Source organism: Mycobacterium sp., from assembly GCF_049673265.1.
GTDB lineage: Bacteria > Actinomycetota > Actinomycetes > Mycobacteriales > Mycobacteriaceae > Mycobacterium.
Genome location: NZ_JBATXN010000480.1, coordinates 1 through 16,520, shown reverse-complemented (window position 1 = coordinate 16,520; position 16,520 = coordinate 1). Strand labels below are relative to the sequence as shown.

General features: G+C 65.1%; 18 protein-coding genes. 9 read left to right on the top strand and 9 right to left on the bottom strand.

Annotated elements, in window-relative coordinates:
* Window positions 1-25: 25 nt before the first annotated feature.
* On the top strand, window positions 26-1,987 hold the full coding sequence (acs, locus tag WBF82_RS16690; RefSeq protein ID WP_424384080.1) for an acetate--CoA ligase: 1,962 nt from the start codon (window positions 26-28) through the stop codon (window positions 1,985-1,987).
* 25 nt (window positions 1,988-2,012) lie between these two features.
* On the opposite strand, the gene WBF82_RS16685 is transcribed toward acs, so the two are convergent.
* Entirely contained in the window at window positions 2,013-2,681 is a 669-nt protein-coding gene (locus WBF82_RS16685; RefSeq protein ID WP_424384095.1) for a serine protease, read from the bottom strand.
* A gap of 269 nt (window positions 2,682-2,950) precedes the next feature.
* On the opposite strand from WBF82_RS16685, the gene WBF82_RS16680 reads away from it, so the two are divergent.
* Both WBF82_RS16680 and WBF82_RS16675 read left to right on the top strand, forming a co-directional pair.
* On the top strand, window positions 2,951-3,478 hold the full coding sequence (locus tag WBF82_RS16680; protein ID WP_424077253.1) for a phage holin family protein: 528 nt from the start codon (window positions 2,951-2,953) through the stop codon (window positions 3,476-3,478).
* Window positions 3,479-4,444: an alpha/beta fold hydrolase gene (locus WBF82_RS16675; protein ID WP_424384079.1), complete on the top strand. Its 966-nt coding sequence runs from the start codon at window positions 3,479-3,481 to the stop codon at window positions 4,442-4,444.
* Here the strand turns inward: WBF82_RS16675 and marP are convergent.
* The 4 genes from marP to nth form a co-directional block, all read right to left on the bottom strand.
* Entirely contained in the window at window positions 4,437-5,627 is a 1,191-nt protein-coding gene (gene marP, locus WBF82_RS16670; RefSeq protein ID WP_424384078.1) for an acid resistance serine protease MarP, read from the bottom strand. The genes WBF82_RS16675 and marP overlap by 8 nt on opposite strands.
* On the bottom strand, window positions 5,627-6,445 hold the full coding sequence (locus tag WBF82_RS16665; RefSeq protein ID WP_424384094.1) for an NUDIX hydrolase: 819 nt from the start codon (window positions 6,443-6,445) through the stop codon (window positions 5,627-5,629). The genes marP and WBF82_RS16665 overlap by 1 nt, the downstream gene beginning before the upstream one ends.
* A gap of 69 nt (window positions 6,446-6,514) precedes the next feature.
* Window positions 6,515-7,183 (bottom strand): TlpA disulfide reductase family protein, encoded by a 669-nt coding sequence (locus WBF82_RS16660; RefSeq protein WP_424384077.1) that lies wholly within the window; start codon window positions 7,181-7,183, stop codon window positions 6,515-6,517.
* 19 nt (window positions 7,184-7,202) lie between these two features.
* Entirely contained in the window at window positions 7,203-7,883 is a 681-nt protein-coding gene (nth, locus tag WBF82_RS16655) for an endonuclease III (protein WP_424384076.1), read from the bottom strand.
* Between the two features lie 215 nt (window positions 7,884-8,098).
* On the opposite strand from nth, the gene WBF82_RS16650 reads away from it, so the two are divergent.
* Window positions 8,099-8,440, top strand: coding sequence for a hypothetical protein (locus WBF82_RS16650; RefSeq protein WP_424384075.1), 342 nt, complete (start codon window positions 8,099-8,101; stop codon window positions 8,438-8,440).
* Window positions 8,441-8,559: 119 nt separating this feature from the next.
* Entirely contained in the window at window positions 8,560-9,234 is a 675-nt protein-coding gene (gene crp / locus WBF82_RS16645) for a cAMP-activated global transcriptional regulator CRP (RefSeq protein ID WP_085200145.1), read from the top strand.
* Between the two features lie 52 nt (window positions 9,235-9,286).
* On the opposite strand, the gene WBF82_RS16640 is transcribed toward crp, so the two are convergent.
* From WBF82_RS16640 to WBF82_RS16630, 3 genes are read right to left on the bottom strand one after another with little or no spacing between them, the layout of a single operon-like run.
* Entirely contained in the window at window positions 9,287-10,081 is a 795-nt protein-coding gene (locus WBF82_RS16640; protein ID WP_424384074.1) for an MBL fold metallo-hydrolase, read from the bottom strand.
* A gap of 5 nt (window positions 10,082-10,086) precedes the next feature.
* A complete protein-coding gene (locus WBF82_RS16635) occupies window positions 10,087-10,542 on the bottom strand; it encodes a RidA family protein (RefSeq protein WP_424384073.1) in 456 nt (151 codons plus the stop codon).
* Window positions 10,539-10,700: a DUF4177 domain-containing protein gene (locus WBF82_RS16630; RefSeq protein ID WP_005138621.1), complete on the bottom strand. Its 162-nt coding sequence runs from the start codon at window positions 10,698-10,700 to the stop codon at window positions 10,539-10,541. The genes WBF82_RS16635 and WBF82_RS16630 overlap by 4 nt, the downstream gene beginning before the upstream one ends.
* 57 nt (window positions 10,701-10,757) lie before the next feature.
* Here WBF82_RS16630 and WBF82_RS16625 point away from each other — a divergent pair, with 57 nt between their 5' ends.
* Window positions 10,758-11,780 (top strand): ArsA family ATPase, encoded by a 1,023-nt coding sequence (locus tag WBF82_RS16625; RefSeq protein ID WP_424384072.1) that lies wholly within the window; start codon window positions 10,758-10,760, stop codon window positions 11,778-11,780.
* A complete protein-coding gene (locus WBF82_RS16620) occupies window positions 11,777-12,961 on the top strand; it encodes an ArsA family ATPase (protein ID WP_424384071.1) in 1,185 nt (394 codons plus the stop codon). The genes WBF82_RS16625 and WBF82_RS16620 overlap by 4 nt, the downstream gene beginning before the upstream one ends.
* 12 nt (window positions 12,962-12,973) lie before the next feature.
* Here WBF82_RS16620 and WBF82_RS16615 read toward each other — a convergent pair whose 3' ends face one another.
* Window positions 12,974-13,327, bottom strand: coding sequence for a WhiB family transcriptional regulator (locus tag WBF82_RS16615; RefSeq protein ID WP_424384070.1), 354 nt, complete (start codon window positions 13,325-13,327; stop codon window positions 12,974-12,976).
* A 337-nt stretch (window positions 13,328-13,664) separates the two neighbouring features.
* Between WBF82_RS16615 and ponA2 the strand changes: the two genes are divergently transcribed.
* Entirely contained in the window at window positions 13,665-16,088 is a 2,424-nt protein-coding gene (ponA2, locus tag WBF82_RS16610; protein WP_424384069.1) for a transglycosylase/D,D-transpeptidase PonA2, read from the top strand.
* Between the two features lie 58 nt (window positions 16,089-16,146).
* Window positions 16,147-16,520: metallophosphoesterase (locus tag WBF82_RS16605; protein WP_424384068.1), on the top strand; the 374-nt coding region annotated here is incomplete at its 3' end.

The window sequence follows — 16,520 nt, the reverse complement described above, 5'->3', positions numbered from 1 at the left end:
TCGTCGCCGGACTACGCTCGTGCGCGTGACCGAGACGCACACTGATGCACCGTCGTCATATCCCCCCTCGGAGGATTTCGCCGCGCACGCCAACGCCGGCGACGAGCTGTACCGCGAAGCCGAGCAAGACCGGCTGGAGTTCTGGGCCAAGCAGGCCAACCGATTGACCTGGTCGAAGCCATTCGACGAAGTGCTGGACTGGTCGGAGGCTCCGTTCGCCAAATGGTTCACCGGCGGAACGCTCAACGTGGCCTACAACTGCGTCGACCGCCACGTCGAAGCCGGCAACGGTGATCGCGTCGCCATCCACTGGGAGGGTGAGCGGGTCGGCGAAGACCGCACCCTGACCTACCGCGACCTGCAGACCGAAGTGTGCAAAGCCGCCAACGCGCTCACCGATCTGGGTCTAGTGGCCGGTGACCGCGTCGCGATTTATCTGCCGATGATCCCCGAAGCCGTCATCGCGATGCTGGCCTGCGCGCGGCTGGGTGTCATGCACAGCGTGGTCTTCGCGGGTTTCACCGCAACGGCGCTGCGCGCCAGAATCGCTGACGCCCAAGCCAAACTGCTGATCACCGCCGACGGACAGTTCCGGCGCGGAAAGCCGGCGCCCCTGAAAGAGGCGGCCGACGAAGCGGTCGCGGACAATGACAGCCCCGTCGAACACGTCCTGGTGGTCCGCCGCACCGGCGCAGACGCCCCGTGGACGCAAGGCCGTGACCTGTGGTGGCACGACGTCGTCGACTCGGCGTCGCCCGAACACAGCGCCGAGGCGTTCGACGCCGAACACCCGCTGTTTTTGCTCTACACCTCGGGCACCACCGGCAAGCCCAAGGGCATCGTGCACACCAGCGGTGGCTATCTCACCCAGTCGTCCTACACGCACCACCACATCTTCGATATCAAGCCGGACACCGACGTGTTCTGGTGCACAGCCGATATCGGCTGGGTTACCGGGCACACCTACAGCGTCTACGGCCCGCTGTCCAACGGCGTGACCGACATTCTCTACGAAGGCACGCCGGACACGCCTAACCAACACCGGCACTTCGAGATCATCGAAAAATACGGCGTGACAATCTATTACACCGCACCAACGATGATTCGCACGTTCATCAAGTGGGGCCGCGATATACCGGACGCCCACGACCTGTCCAGCCTGCGGCTGCTGGGATCGGTCGGCGAGCCGATCAACCCGGAGGCCTGGCGCTGGTATCGCAAAGTCATCGGCGCCGACCGCACACCGGTCGTGGACACGTGGTGGCAGACCGAGACCGGCGCAGCGATGATTTCGCCGCTACCCGGCGTCGCCGCGGCCAAACCGGGATCGGCGATGACCCCGCTGCCCGGTATCTCGGCGAAGATCGTCGACGATGACGGCAACGAACTGTCACCGCCGTCGACCGACGAGGGCGAGCACGCCAGCGGATACCTGGTGCTCGATCAGCCCTGGCCGTCCATGCTGCGCGGAATCTGGGGCGACCCGGATCGCTTCCGCGAGACGTACTGGTCGAAGTTCGCCGAGCAGGGCTGGTATTTCGCCGGCGACGGCGCTCGTTATGACTCCGACGGCGAGATCTGGGTGCTGGGTCGCATCGACGACGTGATGAACATTTCGGGACACCGCATCTCGACCGCCGAAGTGGAGTCGGCGTTGGTCGGACATTCCGGGGTCGCCGAGGCCGCAGTGGTGGGGGCGACCGACGACACCACCGGTCAGGCGATCTGCGCGTTCGTGGTCTTACAAGCCGACCACGCCGAGACGACAGGCGAGGAGATCATCGACGAACTGCGCGCCGAGGTGGCCAGGGTGATCTCCCCGATTGCCCGCCCCCGCGAATTGCATGTGGTGCCCGAATTGCCGAAGACCCGCAGCGGCAAAATCATGCGGCGGCTACTGCGCGACATCGCCGAGGACCGCGAACTCGGCGATACTTCGACGTTGCTTGATCCCGGCGTGTTCGACGCGATCCGCGCCGCCAATTAACCGCCAGGGAGCCCGCCAATCGGGCCTAGGCGGGAACTGGAACGAATCCCGCGCCGGGACGATTCTTGGCGTTGATGTCAGCCAAGATCGCGTTGATCGACTGGACCACTGCGGGAGTGTGCAGCGGGATGTACTTGATGATGCAGGCTGGCAAGTTCTCGCTGAAGGCGCCGTGGATCATGCCGACGAGGAGGTTGTTGACGGTCACCGGACCACCCGAGTCGCCCGGTTGCCCGCACACCTGCATGACGATCGTGCCCGGGTCTTGACCCGGGCCCCACGTGACGCCGCACGAGTTCCCGGTCGTGCGGCCCTGTTTGCAGGCGACCTCGCCGAACGCCGGGTCCGGCCCAATGCCGTTGATCGTGAAGCCACCGAAGTTGGCGACCGGCGTCACCTTGGCCGGATCGAACTGGATGACCGCATAGTCCAGGTTGTCGTTGCCGGCCACCATCGTCCCCAGCGTGCCGCGGTCTTTGGCGGCCTCGGCGGCCACCACCGCACCGGGGCCGCCGCAATGCGCGGAGGTGAAGCCGATCAGTTCGCCTTTGCCGTCGGTGCCGATCGTGGTCAGCGTGCACAGGGTGTCGCCGTTGACCACGATGCCCGCGCCGCCTCCGAGCGGGAGTCTGTCGTCGGCTCCGGCCCGCACGTCGCGCAGCCCGGCCGTGCCGACCGATGTCAGCGTGACCAACGCCGCCGCGACGCCAAGCAGCCGACGGCACGTGGTCTGCAAAGCAATACTCCCGTCGACAACCTTGGCGGTGTACCCGAAGCGGCGGCGTCAGTCTAGCGTGAGCACCGCCCGACACCGTCGTTCCCTGACCGAGCGCCGTGCCCGGTTGGCCTCGTCTGGCAACCGACCGCATGGCAACATGAACCGCGACGCCAGCGTCCGGCGACCATGCAGAGCGCGAAGCGCGATGAGGAGCCGGACATCAGATTCAGCCGGGAGGACCGTCCGTGAGCAAGCCGGATCGCAAAAACGCCGACAAGGACGGGGTTCCTCGTACGCTGACCACGATTCCGCTGACCGACCCGCACGCGCTGTCCGTCGAACCGTCCATCGGTGAGCTGGTCAAGGACGCCACCGCGCAGATGTCGACGCTGGTGCGTGCCGAAGTCGAACTGGCCCGCTCGGAAATCACCCGGGATGTCAAAAAAGGTCTGACCGGCAGCGTTTACTTCATCTCGGCGCTGGTGGTGGGGTTTTACTCGACTTTCTTTTTCTTCTTTTTCCTCGCGGAACTGTTGGATACCTGGCTGTGGCGCTGGGTGGCTTTCCTGATCGTGTTCGGAATCATGGTGGTGTTTACTGCGGTGCTGGCCTTGTTCGGCTACCTGAAGGTGCGGCGCATTCGCGGACCACGGCAGACCATCGAATCGGTCAAGGAGACCCGGACGGCATTCACGCCAGGCCACGACAAGGGCTCCGGACGCGCGCTCAGTTCGCCGCAAGGCGGGACGCCCGCCGATCCCTCGGGTTGGTAGATGGCACCACCAGATCCGTCGGTGACCCGTATCGACGGGCCATGGCGCCATCTGGACGTGCACGCCAACGGCATTCGATTCCATGTCGTCGAGGCAACGCCCGTCGACAGCGCTGCAACCACCCCTCTGACCGCGCGCCCATTGGTGATCATGCTGCACGGCTTCGGCTCGTTCTGGTGGTCGTGGCGTCACCAGCTACGCGGTTTGAGCGGAGCCCGGGTGGTCGCGGTGGATTTACGAGGCTACGGCGGCAGCGACAAACCGCCGCGCGGCTACGACGGCTGGACACTCGCGGGGGACACCGCCGGACTGATCCGCGCACTGGGACACACGTCGGCGACGCTGGTGGGGCATGCCGACGGTGGGCTGGTGTGCTGGGCAACCTCGGTCCTTCATTCACGGCTGGTCCGCGCCATCGCAGTAGTCAGTTCGCCGCACCCCGCCGCGCTGCGCCGCTCGGCGCTCACCCGCCGCGATCAGGGCCGCGCACTGTTGCCGCCGCTGCTGCGATATCAGGTGCCGATCTGGCCGGAGCGCGCACTGACCCGGCATAAGGGCGCGGAGATCGAACATCTGGTGCGTAGCCGCGCTAGCGCGAAATGGGTTGCATCCGAAGACTTTTCCGAGACGATCGGTCATCTGCGGCAGGCGATTCAAATTCCGTCAGCAGCGCACTCGGCGCTGGAGTATCAGCGGTGGGCGGTGCGTAGCCAGCTGCGTGAAGAGGGTCGCCGCTTCATGCGATCTATGAAAAGAAGCACCGGCCTTCCGTTATTGCACATTCACGGTGATGCCGATCCGTACGTGCTAGCCGACCCGGTCGAGCGAACACAGCGCTACGCGCCGCACGGTCGTTACGTATCAGTATCCGGCGCAGGACATTTCAGCCACGAAGAAATGCCGGACGAAGTCAACGGCCACCTGATGCGCTTCCTCGACCGGGTGTACCGCTCGCCGCTTAGCTGACACATTCCCCGGTGGCCACCGGCGCGGTGTCGCCGATGTGCGCCAGCTGAGCGGCCACCTCCTTGGCCGTCAAGACGAAACCGGTGTCGTTGTCGTCGACCGCCGCGCCGAACACCACACCAAGCACATTACCGTTGAGATCGATTAAGGGACCGCCCGAATTGCCTTGCTCCACACTGGCCCTGACCGTGTAGACCTCGCGGTTGACCGTCGCGTTCCGGTAGATGTCCGGCCCGCTGAGTTCGATGAGTTCCCGGACCCTGGCCGGGGTTGCCACAAAGCTTCCGCCACCCGGATAGCCCATCACTATTGCCTCGGTTCCCGACCTCGCTGGGGTGTTGGCGAATGCCAGCGGTCCGGGCTTCAGGTTAGGGACGGCCAGAATCGCGATGTCGACCGTTGGGTCGTAATCCACCACGGTGGCGTCATACGGATTACCGCTGGCCTCCACGGTGACGCTGTTGGCACCGGCCACAACGTGTGCGTTGGTCATCACCCGGTCCGGCGAGAGGACAAATCCTGTACCCTCCAACACTTTCTGGCAACTTGGCGCAATCGCACGGATCTTCACCACACTGGGTTGGGTGGCCGCGACCACCGGGTTGTTGGCCAGCGCCGCATCGGGGGCCGCCACCCGTGCGATCGGGGTGGGGTCGAACGGATTCCGCACCTCCTGCCACCCCGAGGCGTTCAGCATCGACGCCAACCGCTTGGGCACCGTCTTCAACCACGGCGGTGCGACCCCGTCGACCTGAGCCAGCACCCGCGACCCCCGCACTGCGGCAGCCAAGCTCGGCAGGCCCGACGACGCGGTTATCGGAATCGCCAGCAGCCATGCCGCCACCAGCACCACCACCAGCTGCACCGCCACCCCGACCAGCGAGTCGAAAAATCGGACTGAGTTGCTGCGGATCGCGCCGCGCACCGCGCGACCCAGCACCACACCAGCGACCTCGCCTACGACGACCAGCCCCAGGACCAGAAACAACGCGGCGAACAGCTTGGCCCGCGGCGCGCTGATCTGGGCGACCAGGTGCGGGGCCAGCAGGACGCCGGCAACCGCGCCGAGTATCACACCGACGAATGACAGCAGAGAGCCGAGTGCACCCGAACGCCAGCCTGAGATCGCCGCGATCAAGGCAACGCCCAGCACCGCGATATCGAGCCATTGTGATGAGGTCATCAGGCATCATCCTCGTCGCCGACTAAGGCCATCGCTTCATCCAACTCCCGAATATCGCTGGTGTCCCACGGTTTAGCCCATCCAGCTACATCCAACATCGCCGAAATCACTTGGCCGGTGAATCCCCAAACCAGCATTTCATTCAATAGGAAAGCGGGCCCGGCGAAACGGCGATGCAAGGCGCTGCGGTACACCGTCAGCCGATTGGCCGGATTGATGAACGCCCGCACCGGAACCCGCGCCACGATTGCTGTCTCCGCCTCATCGACAACAGCCACCGGGCCCGGATCCGGCGAATACGCCAACACCGGGACGACGTGAAAACCCGACGGAGCGATGAAGGTTCGCTCCATCGTGGCCAGCGGATGCAGTCTGTCAGTATCGATGCCGGTCTCTTCGCGTGCCTCTCGCAGCGCAGTGCCCACCGGCCCGTCGTCCTCCGGATCGGAGGCGCCGCCCGGGAACGCCGCTTGGCCGGCGTGATGACGCAACGTCGAGGCACGCACGGTGAGCAGCAGATCGGCTTCGTCAGGAGGAGAGTCAGGCAGGGCGCCGTTGGCTTGGCCGGATGGGGGACCGGAGAACAGCACCAGCACTGCTGCGTCGCGGCCATCTTTGCGCAGCGCGGCGGTCGCCTTGGCTGCAGTCACCATCGCCAGTACGTCGGCGGGAAGGCGTCGACGGAAAGCTTCGGGCACCTGACCGACGTTGTCGACCAGTGGACGCAGCCAGGGCGGGCCGAGCTCAGGCGTCAACGGGATCGTTCCCCGCGCGTGGCCGCCTGCGCTCACCGGACCCTCCTTCGTCCCATTGCCCAGTTCCTCCTCGGGCCACTCCGTGGCCCGCACGTCACCGGGCGGTCCAATTGCCCGGCTCCTCGCTGGGCCTCATCCCGTCTGATCTCCGAGCGCGGCTGCGATCTCGTCGGCATTGGCGAAAGCGCGCGGCAGGGTCTGCGCAACGCTACCGTCCAATTTCAGCTCTACTGTCGCGGGCATCACATTTGGCACCCGTAACGCCGCGGCGATCCGACGGCTGCCGTCCTGCAGGGTCGGCAATCGGACGCCCAAGTCCGCCAATCGCAGCAACGCTGCCGTCTCGTTCTCGTCCTGGTGCACCGTCACCACCGTCACATCGGTCCCGACCCGTCGTTGATACTCGGCCATCGCCGGGAGTTCGGCCGCGCAGGGTGCACACCAGTACGCCCACAAGTTGAGAACCACCCGGTGCCCAGCCAGGGCCGGACCGACGTCAACGACCGAGCCGTCGGCCGCGCATTCCGCAGTCACACCGCGCAACGCCAGCGGACCTTGATCGGCGCCCGGGTGCGGACACGGCGCGAGGTCGGCACGCTTCCGCGGTCCGGCCAGCGCCACTGGGGTGTCGGCGTCGCGATGCGTGCGGCCGGAGCCGGTCGCTGGGGCGTTAGGGCGTGGGGGTCCCCCCGCTTGCGGGGGACTATCACGCAGCGCAACCAGTAACGCCGCGATCAACGCCGCCACGACCACCAGCACCGCCACGGTCCAGCGGGCGGTTCGGGGCGTGAAAGTAGTCATCGGATGGGCGGTGCTGCGCCTACAACCCGGCCATTGCCAGAAGGTGCTCGGTTTCCGGGCCCTGCACCAAGGCGGCAGCGATCAGCGGTTCGGTGGGGCCAGTTCCGAACGACGGACAGTCTTTGGCCAGCACGCAGACCCCGCACGCCGGTTTGCGGGCGTGGCACACCCGGCGACCGTGGAAGATCACCCGGTGGCTGAGCAGGGTCCATTCCTTGCGTTCGATGAGTTCGCCGACCGCATGCTCGACTTTGACCGGGTCCTCTTCGGCCGTCCAGCGCCAGCGCCTAACCAGCCGCCCGAAATGCGTGTCGACGGTGATTCCGGGGATATCGAACGCGTTGCCCAGGATGACGTTGGCGGTCTTGCGGCCCACCCCGGGCAGGGTCACGAGCTCGTCCATGGTGGCGGGCACTTCGCTGTCGAATCGCTCGACTAATGCCTGCCCCAACCCGATCAACGACGACGCCTTGTTGCGGTAGAAGCCGGTGGGGCGGATGAGGGTTTCGAGTTCTTCGCGGTCTGCTTGTGCGTAGTCAAGTGCGGTGCGGTAGCGCTTGAAGAGGGCTGGCGTGGTGAGATTCACCCGCTTGTCGGTGCTCTGCGCCGACAAGATCGTCGCCACCGTCAGCTCCAGCGGTGTGGTGAAATCCAACTCGCAATACACATGCGGAAACGCTTGGGCAAGTTTGCGATTCATGCGTCGAGCTCGTCGCACCAAACCTGTCCGGGTTTCCGAAGACCAACGGTCTTTGGCGGCGGTGTCCGGTGAGCCGGACACTTGGGTGGCGGCCCGAGAAGGTTTGCCCATTGTCACCTCGACAGAGTACTAATTCGTGATCCCGCTGAGACATTAGCCGTGTTTACTAGCTGCTTGTGTCTTGGTTGCTCGTGGCATTCATCCCGGGGTTGCTCATGCTGGCGACTTTCGGGCTGGGACGACTGGAAGCGGGCTTAGAAGAGAACACCGTTACGGCAAGCGATGTGGCGGAATTTCTCGCGCAGGCCGAGCCTGTCGATGTGCACACACTGGCACGGGATGGAATGCCCGAAGCCTTGGATTGCCTGCACCGTCGTATCGGGCGTAGCGCCGATGAGTTGCCCGATCGACTCGTTGGCGCCGAGTCGAACACCGATCCGCTGTTGACGGCCGCCTTTATCTCCGGTCCCGCGCACACCGGTTTGCCCAGACAGCGGCATAACCATTCAGGGGCGAATCGGCAATTTGGCCCGCCTCAGCATGCCAATCGTGTGTAGCGTTGGCACGTCGAGTTGATGGTTGCCGTCTAGACTGCGGGTCGGCCGGTCAACCGATCCGGGCCTTAGACCCGCCGGAATTGTGCATATCAGAGTCATTTAAGTAGCTAAGGGGCAACGTGGACGAGATCCTGGCGAGGGCCGGAATCTTCCAGGGGGTTGAGCCAAGCGCCGTCGCCGCGCTGACCAAGCAACTGCAGCCAGTCGACTTCCCCCGGGGACATACGGTTTTCGCGGAGGGCGAACCGGGTGATCGGCTGTACATCATCATTGCCGGGAAGGTCAAGATCGGCCGCCGTTCGCCGGACGGCAGGGAGAACCTGTTGACGATCATGGGCCCGTCCGACATGTTCGGTGAGCTGTCAATCTTCGACCCCGGGCCGCGGACCTCCAGCGCCACCACGATCACCGAGGTGCGCGCGGTGTCGATGGATCGCGACGCGTTGCGGGCGTGGATCGCGGACCGACCTGAAATCGCCGAGCAGTTGCTGCGGGTGCTGGCCCGCCGACTTCGACGCACGAACAACAACCTCGCCGACCTGATCTTCACCGACGTGCCGGGCCGGGTCGCCAAGCAGCTGCTGCAGCTGGCCCAGCGTTTCGGTACCCAGGAGGGTGGCGCGATGCGGGTTACCCACGACCTGACCCAAGAGGAGATCGCCCAGCTGGTCGGCGCGTCCCGAGAAACGGTGAACAAGGCGCTGGCCGACTTCGCCCACCGCGGTTGGATTCGCCTGGAGGGCAAGAGCGTACTGATCTCCGACTCGGAGCGGCTCGCTCGGCGCGCGCGCTAGCTCCCGAGATCGACGTTTGGCAGACGCCTACTCGGTGTTTCGCTGCAAAACGTCAATCTCGGCGCAGGTAGTCCAGCTGCGCCTGCACCGACCATTCCGCGACGTCCCACAGCTCCTCGTCGACGTCGACATAGACGTGCTCGACCACCTGGCGTGTGGTGGCGTCGTCGCCGAGAACACGCAATGCCGAGCGGACCTGCTCGAGACGCTGCTCGCGGTGCGCCAGGTATCCCGATGCGACGGCTTCCAGGTTCGCCAGCTCCGGCCCGTGACCGGGTAGCACGGTTCGCTCGCCCAGCCCGCGCAGCCGGCGTAGCGACTCCAGGTAGTCGGCCAGGCTGCCGTCTTCGTTGTCGATGACGGTCGTTCCGCGACCCAGCACTGTGTCCGCTGTCAGCACGGCATCGTCCAGCACGAACGACAGCGAATCGGCGGTGTGGCCGGGCGTCGCCAACACCGTGATCCGCAGCCCCGCGGCGTCGATCACCTCACCGTCGGTCAGCTCAGCCGACAGGCCACGCAGGAACCCGCTGCCCGCCGAGCGCACCGGCGCCTCGGTGCGCTCGACCAGCTTGTCGATGGCGTCGGTGTGGTCGCCGTGCCGGTGGCTGATCAGTACCAGGGCGATGTGGCCCACGTCGGCGATTTTCGCGATGTGCTCGTCGTCGTCGGGCCCGGGATCGACCACCACCACCTCGTCGCTGCGCGGTCCGCGCAGTACCCAGGTGTTGGTGCCGTCCAATGTCATCAGGCCCGGGTTGTTGGCCAGCAGCACCGATGCGGTTTCGGTGACCCGACGCAGCCGACCGTAAGCAGGATGCGCCAGCGGCTCAGCGGTGTCGGTCACGGCGGTTATCCGACCTCCACCACCAGTTCGACCTCCACCGGCGCATCCAACGGCAATTCGGATACGCCGACGGCGGAGCGGGCGTGGCCGCCGCGATCACCGAACACCTCCGCGAGCAGATCGGATGCGCCGTTGACCACGCCCGGCTGGCCGTTGAATCCGGGTGCGGACGCGACGAACCCGACGACCTTGACCACCTGGGTTACCGCGTCGATACCGACCAGCGAATCGACAGCCGCCAGCGCGTTGAGCGCACAGATGCGGGCCAGCGCCTTGCCCTCCTCCGGGGTGACGTCAGTCCCGATTTTCCCGATCGCGGCGAGTGTGCCGGCCTGCATCGGCAGCTGGCCCGCCGTGTACACCAGGTTGCCGGTGCGCACTGCGGGGACGTAGGACGCCAACGGTTTCGCTACCTCTGGGAGGTCGATCCCGAGCTCAGCGAGCCGCGCGGACGCACTCACTTCGGACGTTTCAGATACGCCACGTGCTGCTCGCCGGTCGGTCCGGGCAGCACGGCCACCAGCTCCCACCCGTCGGCACCCCACTGGTCGAGGATCTGCTTGGTGGCGTGTGTCAACAGGGGGACCGTGGCGTACTCCCATGTGGTGGGTTGGCTCATGGCCTGAGCTTATCGGCAGCAGCGCGAGGAGCAGCCGGGCCCGCTGGTTAGCATGCATTGGTGGCGACCACACTGAGCGGCGGCAGTAGCGTGCGCTGGCCATCGCGATTATCGAAGGCCCGTCTGCATTTCGTGACCGGCAAAGGCGGTACCGGCAAGTCGACGGTGGCCGCGGCGCTTGCGCTGACTCTCGCGTCCGGAGGACGCAAGGTCTTGCTTGTCGAAGTCGAAGGGCGCCAAGGGATTGCGCAACTCTTCGATGTCCCGCCGCTGCCCTACAAAGAACTTAAGATTGCAACCGCCGAGCACGGCGGCCAGGTCAACGCGCTGGCGATCGATATCGAAGCAGCATTCCTGGAATACCTCGACATGTTCTACAACCTCGGCATCGCAGGCCGCGCGATGCGGCGCATCGGGGCGATCGAGTTTGCAACGACGATCGCGCCGGGCCTGCGCGACGTTCTGCTCACCGGCAAAATCAAGGAATCGGTGATCCGTGTGGGCAAGGACAAGCTGCCGGTTTATGACGCCATCGTCGTCGACGCGCCGCCGACCGGCCGGATCGTCCGCTTTTTGGATGTCACCAGGGCGGTATCTGATCTCGCCAAGGGCGGCCCGGTTTACTCGCAGGCTGAGGGTGTGGTGAAGATCCTGCACTCGGATCAAACGGCCATCCACCTGGTGACCCTTCTGGAGGCACTGCCGATGCAGGAGACGATGGAGGCGATCGACGAGTTGCAGGGGCTGGGTTTACCCATCGGCAGCGTGATCGTCAACCGGAATATCGCGGCGTACCTGCAACCCGATGATCTCGCCAAAGCCGCCGAGGGCGATGTCGACGCCGACGCGGTGCGTGCGGGTTTGGCCGCCGCCGGGATCAAGCTCCCCGATGCCGAATTCGCGGGACTGCTTACCGAGACGATTCAGCACGCCACCCGGATCACCGCGCGGGCGGCATCCGCAGAACAGCTCGACGAGCTGAAGGTGCCCCGCCTTGAGCTACCGACCATTCCCGACGGCGTCGACCTCGGTAGCCTCTATGAACTTTCAGAATCCCTTGCGCAGCAGGGGGTTCGATGAGTACCACACCGCCGACACTAGATATCGCCGCCATCCTGGGCGACACCGCTAATCGCGTCGTGGTGTGCTGCGGCGCGGGCGGGGTCGGCAAGACCACCACCGCCGCCGCGATGGCGTTGCGGGCAGCCGAATATGGCCGCACCGTAGTGGTTTTGACGATCGACCCGGCTAAGCGGCTGGCACAAGCATTGGGAATCAGCGACCTTGGCAACTCGCCGCAGCGCGTGCCGCTGGCACCCGAAGTGCCCGGCCAGCTGTTCGCGATGATGCTCGACATGCGCCGCACGTTTGATGAAATGGTGATCCAGTATTCGGGACCCGATCGGGCGCAGTCGATTTTGGACAACCAGTTTTATCAAACGGTCGCTACCTCACTGGCCGGCACCCAGGAGTACATGGCGATGGAAAAGCTCGGCCAGTTGCTCAGCGAGGATCGCTGGGATCTGGTGGTGGTCGATACCCCACCGTCGCGAAATGCGTTGGACTTCCTGGATGCGCCGAAACGGTTGGGCAGCTTCATGGATAGCCGGTTATGGCGGCTGCTGCTGGGGCCTGGGCGCGGCATCGGTCGACTCGTCACCGGCGCGGTCGGGTTGGCGATGAAAGCATTGTCAACCGTTCTCGGTTCGCAGATGCTTTCCGACGCTGCGGGTTTCGTGCAGTCACTGGATGCCACCTTCGGAGGCTTCCGGGAAAAAGCTGATCGCACATACGCGTTGCTGAAGCGCCGCGGCACCCAATTCGTGGTGGTGTCCGCCGCCGAGCCGGATGCGTTGAGGGAGGCGTCGTTCTTTGTGGACCGGCTTTCGGAGGAACGTATGCCGCTGGCCGGGCTCATCCTGAACCGGACCCACCCGATGTTGTGTTCGTTACCGGTTGAGCGAGCCATTGACGGCGCCAAGACGCTCGAGAGCGAGCTGGAAGGTGCTGGGAAACCAGACTCGAAGGACTTAGCATTGGCCGTCCTGCAGATCCACGCTGACCGGGCGGCCACGTCCAAGCGTGAAATCCGCCTGCTGTCGCGGTTCACCGGGGCCAATCCGCACGTCGCCATCGTCGGGGTGCCGTCGCTGCCGTTCGACGTTTCCGATCTGGAGGCGCTGCGCGCGATCGCCGACCAGATGACGGCGCTCGGTGACGATGCGGGCACACAGCGGCCCGCTGAGGGGTTGACTAGCTAGTCAGACGGCTACTTAGCCAACGCTGCGGTGCTTGCGCTGTGCAGCGAAGAACTCCGCCCAAGAAACCACCTCGGGGTGCTGCTTGAGCAGCGCACGACGTTGGCGTTCGGTCATGCCACCCCACACACCGAACTCGACACGGTTGTCCAAGGCGTCAGCGCCGCACTCCAGCATCACTGGGCAGTGCCGGCAAATCACCGCAGCCTTCCTTTGTGCAGCCCCCCGGACGAACAGCTCGTCGGGATCGGCGGCCCGGCACAATGCCTTGGAAACCCACGCGATCCTCGACTCGGCATCAGCGCCACACAAGATGTTGCTTGTCGGTGCTGTACTCGTCCTACGCACTGCGGTCCGTATACCTGACACCAGCGATTCCCCTTCGCTCCTGCCACCGTTACGGTGGCTCCGTGTTAGATCCAGACGACCGATGCGATCTGCGCCACAGTGTGCGCCTCGGTGTTACCTGTATCTCATTGTCTGCATAAGCTACGTGGTCAGGTATCAATTACGCAACAGTCCGATACACCCTTTTTTGGGACGACCGTGCCGTCCGATCATGAAAGTGCCCCTGAAATGGGACGAAACGACGGCTGATACACCGCTGAGCACCAACTGAGAAAAACCTGAGCCGTTACCTTGGCGGAAATATCGCTCACCCACCACTCAAATCAACACGTGTCGCCGCGCCGCTAATCTAGTAGCCATGCCGGAGCGTCCCACGACCGCGATCACCGTCGCCAAGCTCGCCGGGTGCTGTCTTCTGGCCAGCGTCGTCGTCGCGGCCCTGCTGTTTCCCGTGGTCGGCGGTATCGGGCTGGCATCGAATCGGGCCTCCGAAGTCGTCGGCGACGCGTCGGCCCAGCTGCTCGAGGGCGAAGTCCCGGCGGTGACCACGATGGTGGACGCGAAAGGCAACACGATCGCGTGGCTGTACTCGCAACGGCGCTTCGAGGTACCCAGCGACAAGATTGCCAACACCATGAAGCTGGCAATCGTTTCGATCGAGGACAAACGGTTTGCCGAGCACAACGGCGTGGACTGGAAGGGCACCCTGACCGGGCTGGCCGGCTACGCATCGGGCGACGTCGACACCCGAGGTGGCTCCACGATCGAGCAGCAGTACGTGAAGAACTATCAGCTGCTGGTGATCGCCCAGACCGACGCCGAGAAGCGTGCGGCCGTCGAGACCACGCCGGCGCGCAAACTGCGCGAGATTCGGATGGCGCTCACCCTCGACAAGACCTTCACCAAACCGGAGATCCTGACCCGCTACCTGAACCTGGTGTCCTTTGGTAACAACGCCTTCGGCGTGCAGGATGCCGCGCAAACGTACTTCGGTGTCAACGCGTCCGAGCTGAACTGGCAGCAGGCGGCCCTGCTGGCCGGCCTGGTCCAGTCGACCAGTGCGCTGAATCCCTACACCAATCCGGACGGCGCGCTGGCCCGTCGAAACCTGGTGCTGGACACCATGATTGAAAATCTGCCCAACGAGGCCGATGCGCTTCGCGCCGCAAAGGCTGAGCCGTTGGGAATCTTGCCGCAGCCCAAGGAGCTACCGCGTGGCTGCATCGCAGCGGGTGATCGGGCGTTCTTCTGCGACTACGTGCAGGCCTACCTGGCTCGTGCCGGCATCAGCAAGGAGCAGGTGGCGCGGGGCGGCTACTTGATCCGCACCACCTTGGACCCCGACGTCCAGGAACCGGTCAAGCACGCCATCGACACCTACGCCAGCCCCACCCTCGAGGGCATTGCCAGTGTGATGAGCGTGATCAAGCCCGGCAAAAACTCGCACAAAGTGGTGGCGATGGCCAGCAACCGCACGTACGGGTTGAACGGCGAAGCCGGCGAAACCATGCGCCCGCAACCGTTCTCGTTGGTTGGCGATGGCGCCGGATCCATCTTCAAAATCTTCACCACTGCCGCGGCGATGCAGATGGGCATGGGCATCAACGCCACACTCGAAGTCCCGGGCCGATTCCAGACCAAGGGCATGGGTAGCGGCGGCGCCAAGGGCTGCCCCAAAGAGACGTGGTGCGTGATCAACGCCGGCAACTATCGCGGGTCGATGAATGTGACCGACGCGCTGGCCACCTCGCCGAACACCGCCTTCGCCCGGCTGATCCAGCTGGTGGGGGTGCCGCGCGCGGTCGATATGGCGATCAAGCTCGGCCTGCGGTCCTACGCCGATCCCGGCAGCGCCCGCGATTACGACCCCGACAGCAACGAGAGCCTGGCCGACTTCATCAAGCGGCAGAACATCGGGTCGTTCACGCTGGGCCCCTTCGAGCTGAACGCGCTGGAGCTGTCTAACGTCGCGGCGACGCTGGCCTCCGGCGGCACCTGGTGCCCACCGAATCCGATCGACAAGCTGATTGACCGCAATGGCAACCAAGTCGCGGTTACCACCGAAGCCTGCGACCAGGCGGTACCAGAAGGCCTGGCCAACACGCTGGCCAACGCGATGAGCCATGACGCTCTCGGCAGCGGTACTGCGGCGGGCTCCGCCGGTGCGGCGGGCTGGAACCTGCCGGTGTCCGGCAAGACCGGTACCACCGAAGCCCACCGGTCATCCGGCTTCGTCGGGTTCACCAATCACTACGCCGCGGCCAACTACATCTACGACGACTCGACGTCGCCGTCCGATCTGTGTTCCTCGCCGCTGCGCCGCTGCGGCGACGGCAACCTCTACGGCGGTAACGAACCGGCCCGCACCTGGTTTACCGCGATGAAGCCCATCGCCACGATCTACGGCGACGTACACCTGCCGCCGACGGACCCGGAGTATGTCGAAGGTGGCCCGGGTTCGCGGGTGCCGAGCGTCGCGGGTCTGGATGTCAACGAGGCGCGTCAGCGCTTGAAGGACGCCGGTTTCCAGGTCGCCGAGCAGACCAACTCGATCAACAGCAGCGCCAAGTACGGCGAGGTGGTCGGAACCTCACCCAACGGTCAGACGATCCCGGGTGCGGTAGTCACCATCCAGACCAGTAACGGCATCCCGCCGGCCCCGCCTCCGCCGCCGGAAGGCGGTCCGGTGCCGGTGGGCTCGCAAGTCATCGAGATCCCGGGGCTGCCGCCGATCACGATCCCCATTCTGGCACCGCCACCGCCGGCCGCGTCGCCGCCATAGCCGGTCCCATGGGCGTGTGGCCTGATGCCAACCGACCTACGGCAGTAGGCTGGCCTGCATGCCGTCTGCCATCTCTGCTCTGAAAAGCACCGGCGTCGTTGCGCTCGGATCGGCCGCCGCCGGTATCGGCTACGCCTCGATCATCGAACGCAATGCGTTCGTGCTGCGCGAGCTGACCATGCCGGTGCTGTCGCCGGGTTCATCGCCGCTGCGGGTGCTGCACATCAGCGACATCCACATGCGTCCCGGTCAGCGCCGCAAGCAGGCCTGGCTACGCGAACTTGTCAGCCTGGAGCCCGACCTGGTCGTCAACACCGGCGACAACCTGGCACACCCCAAGGCGGTGCCTTCGGTCATCCAGAGCCTCACCGATCTGCTTTCGCTGCCGGGCATTTTCGTCTTCGGCAGCAACGACTATTTCGGACCGCGCCC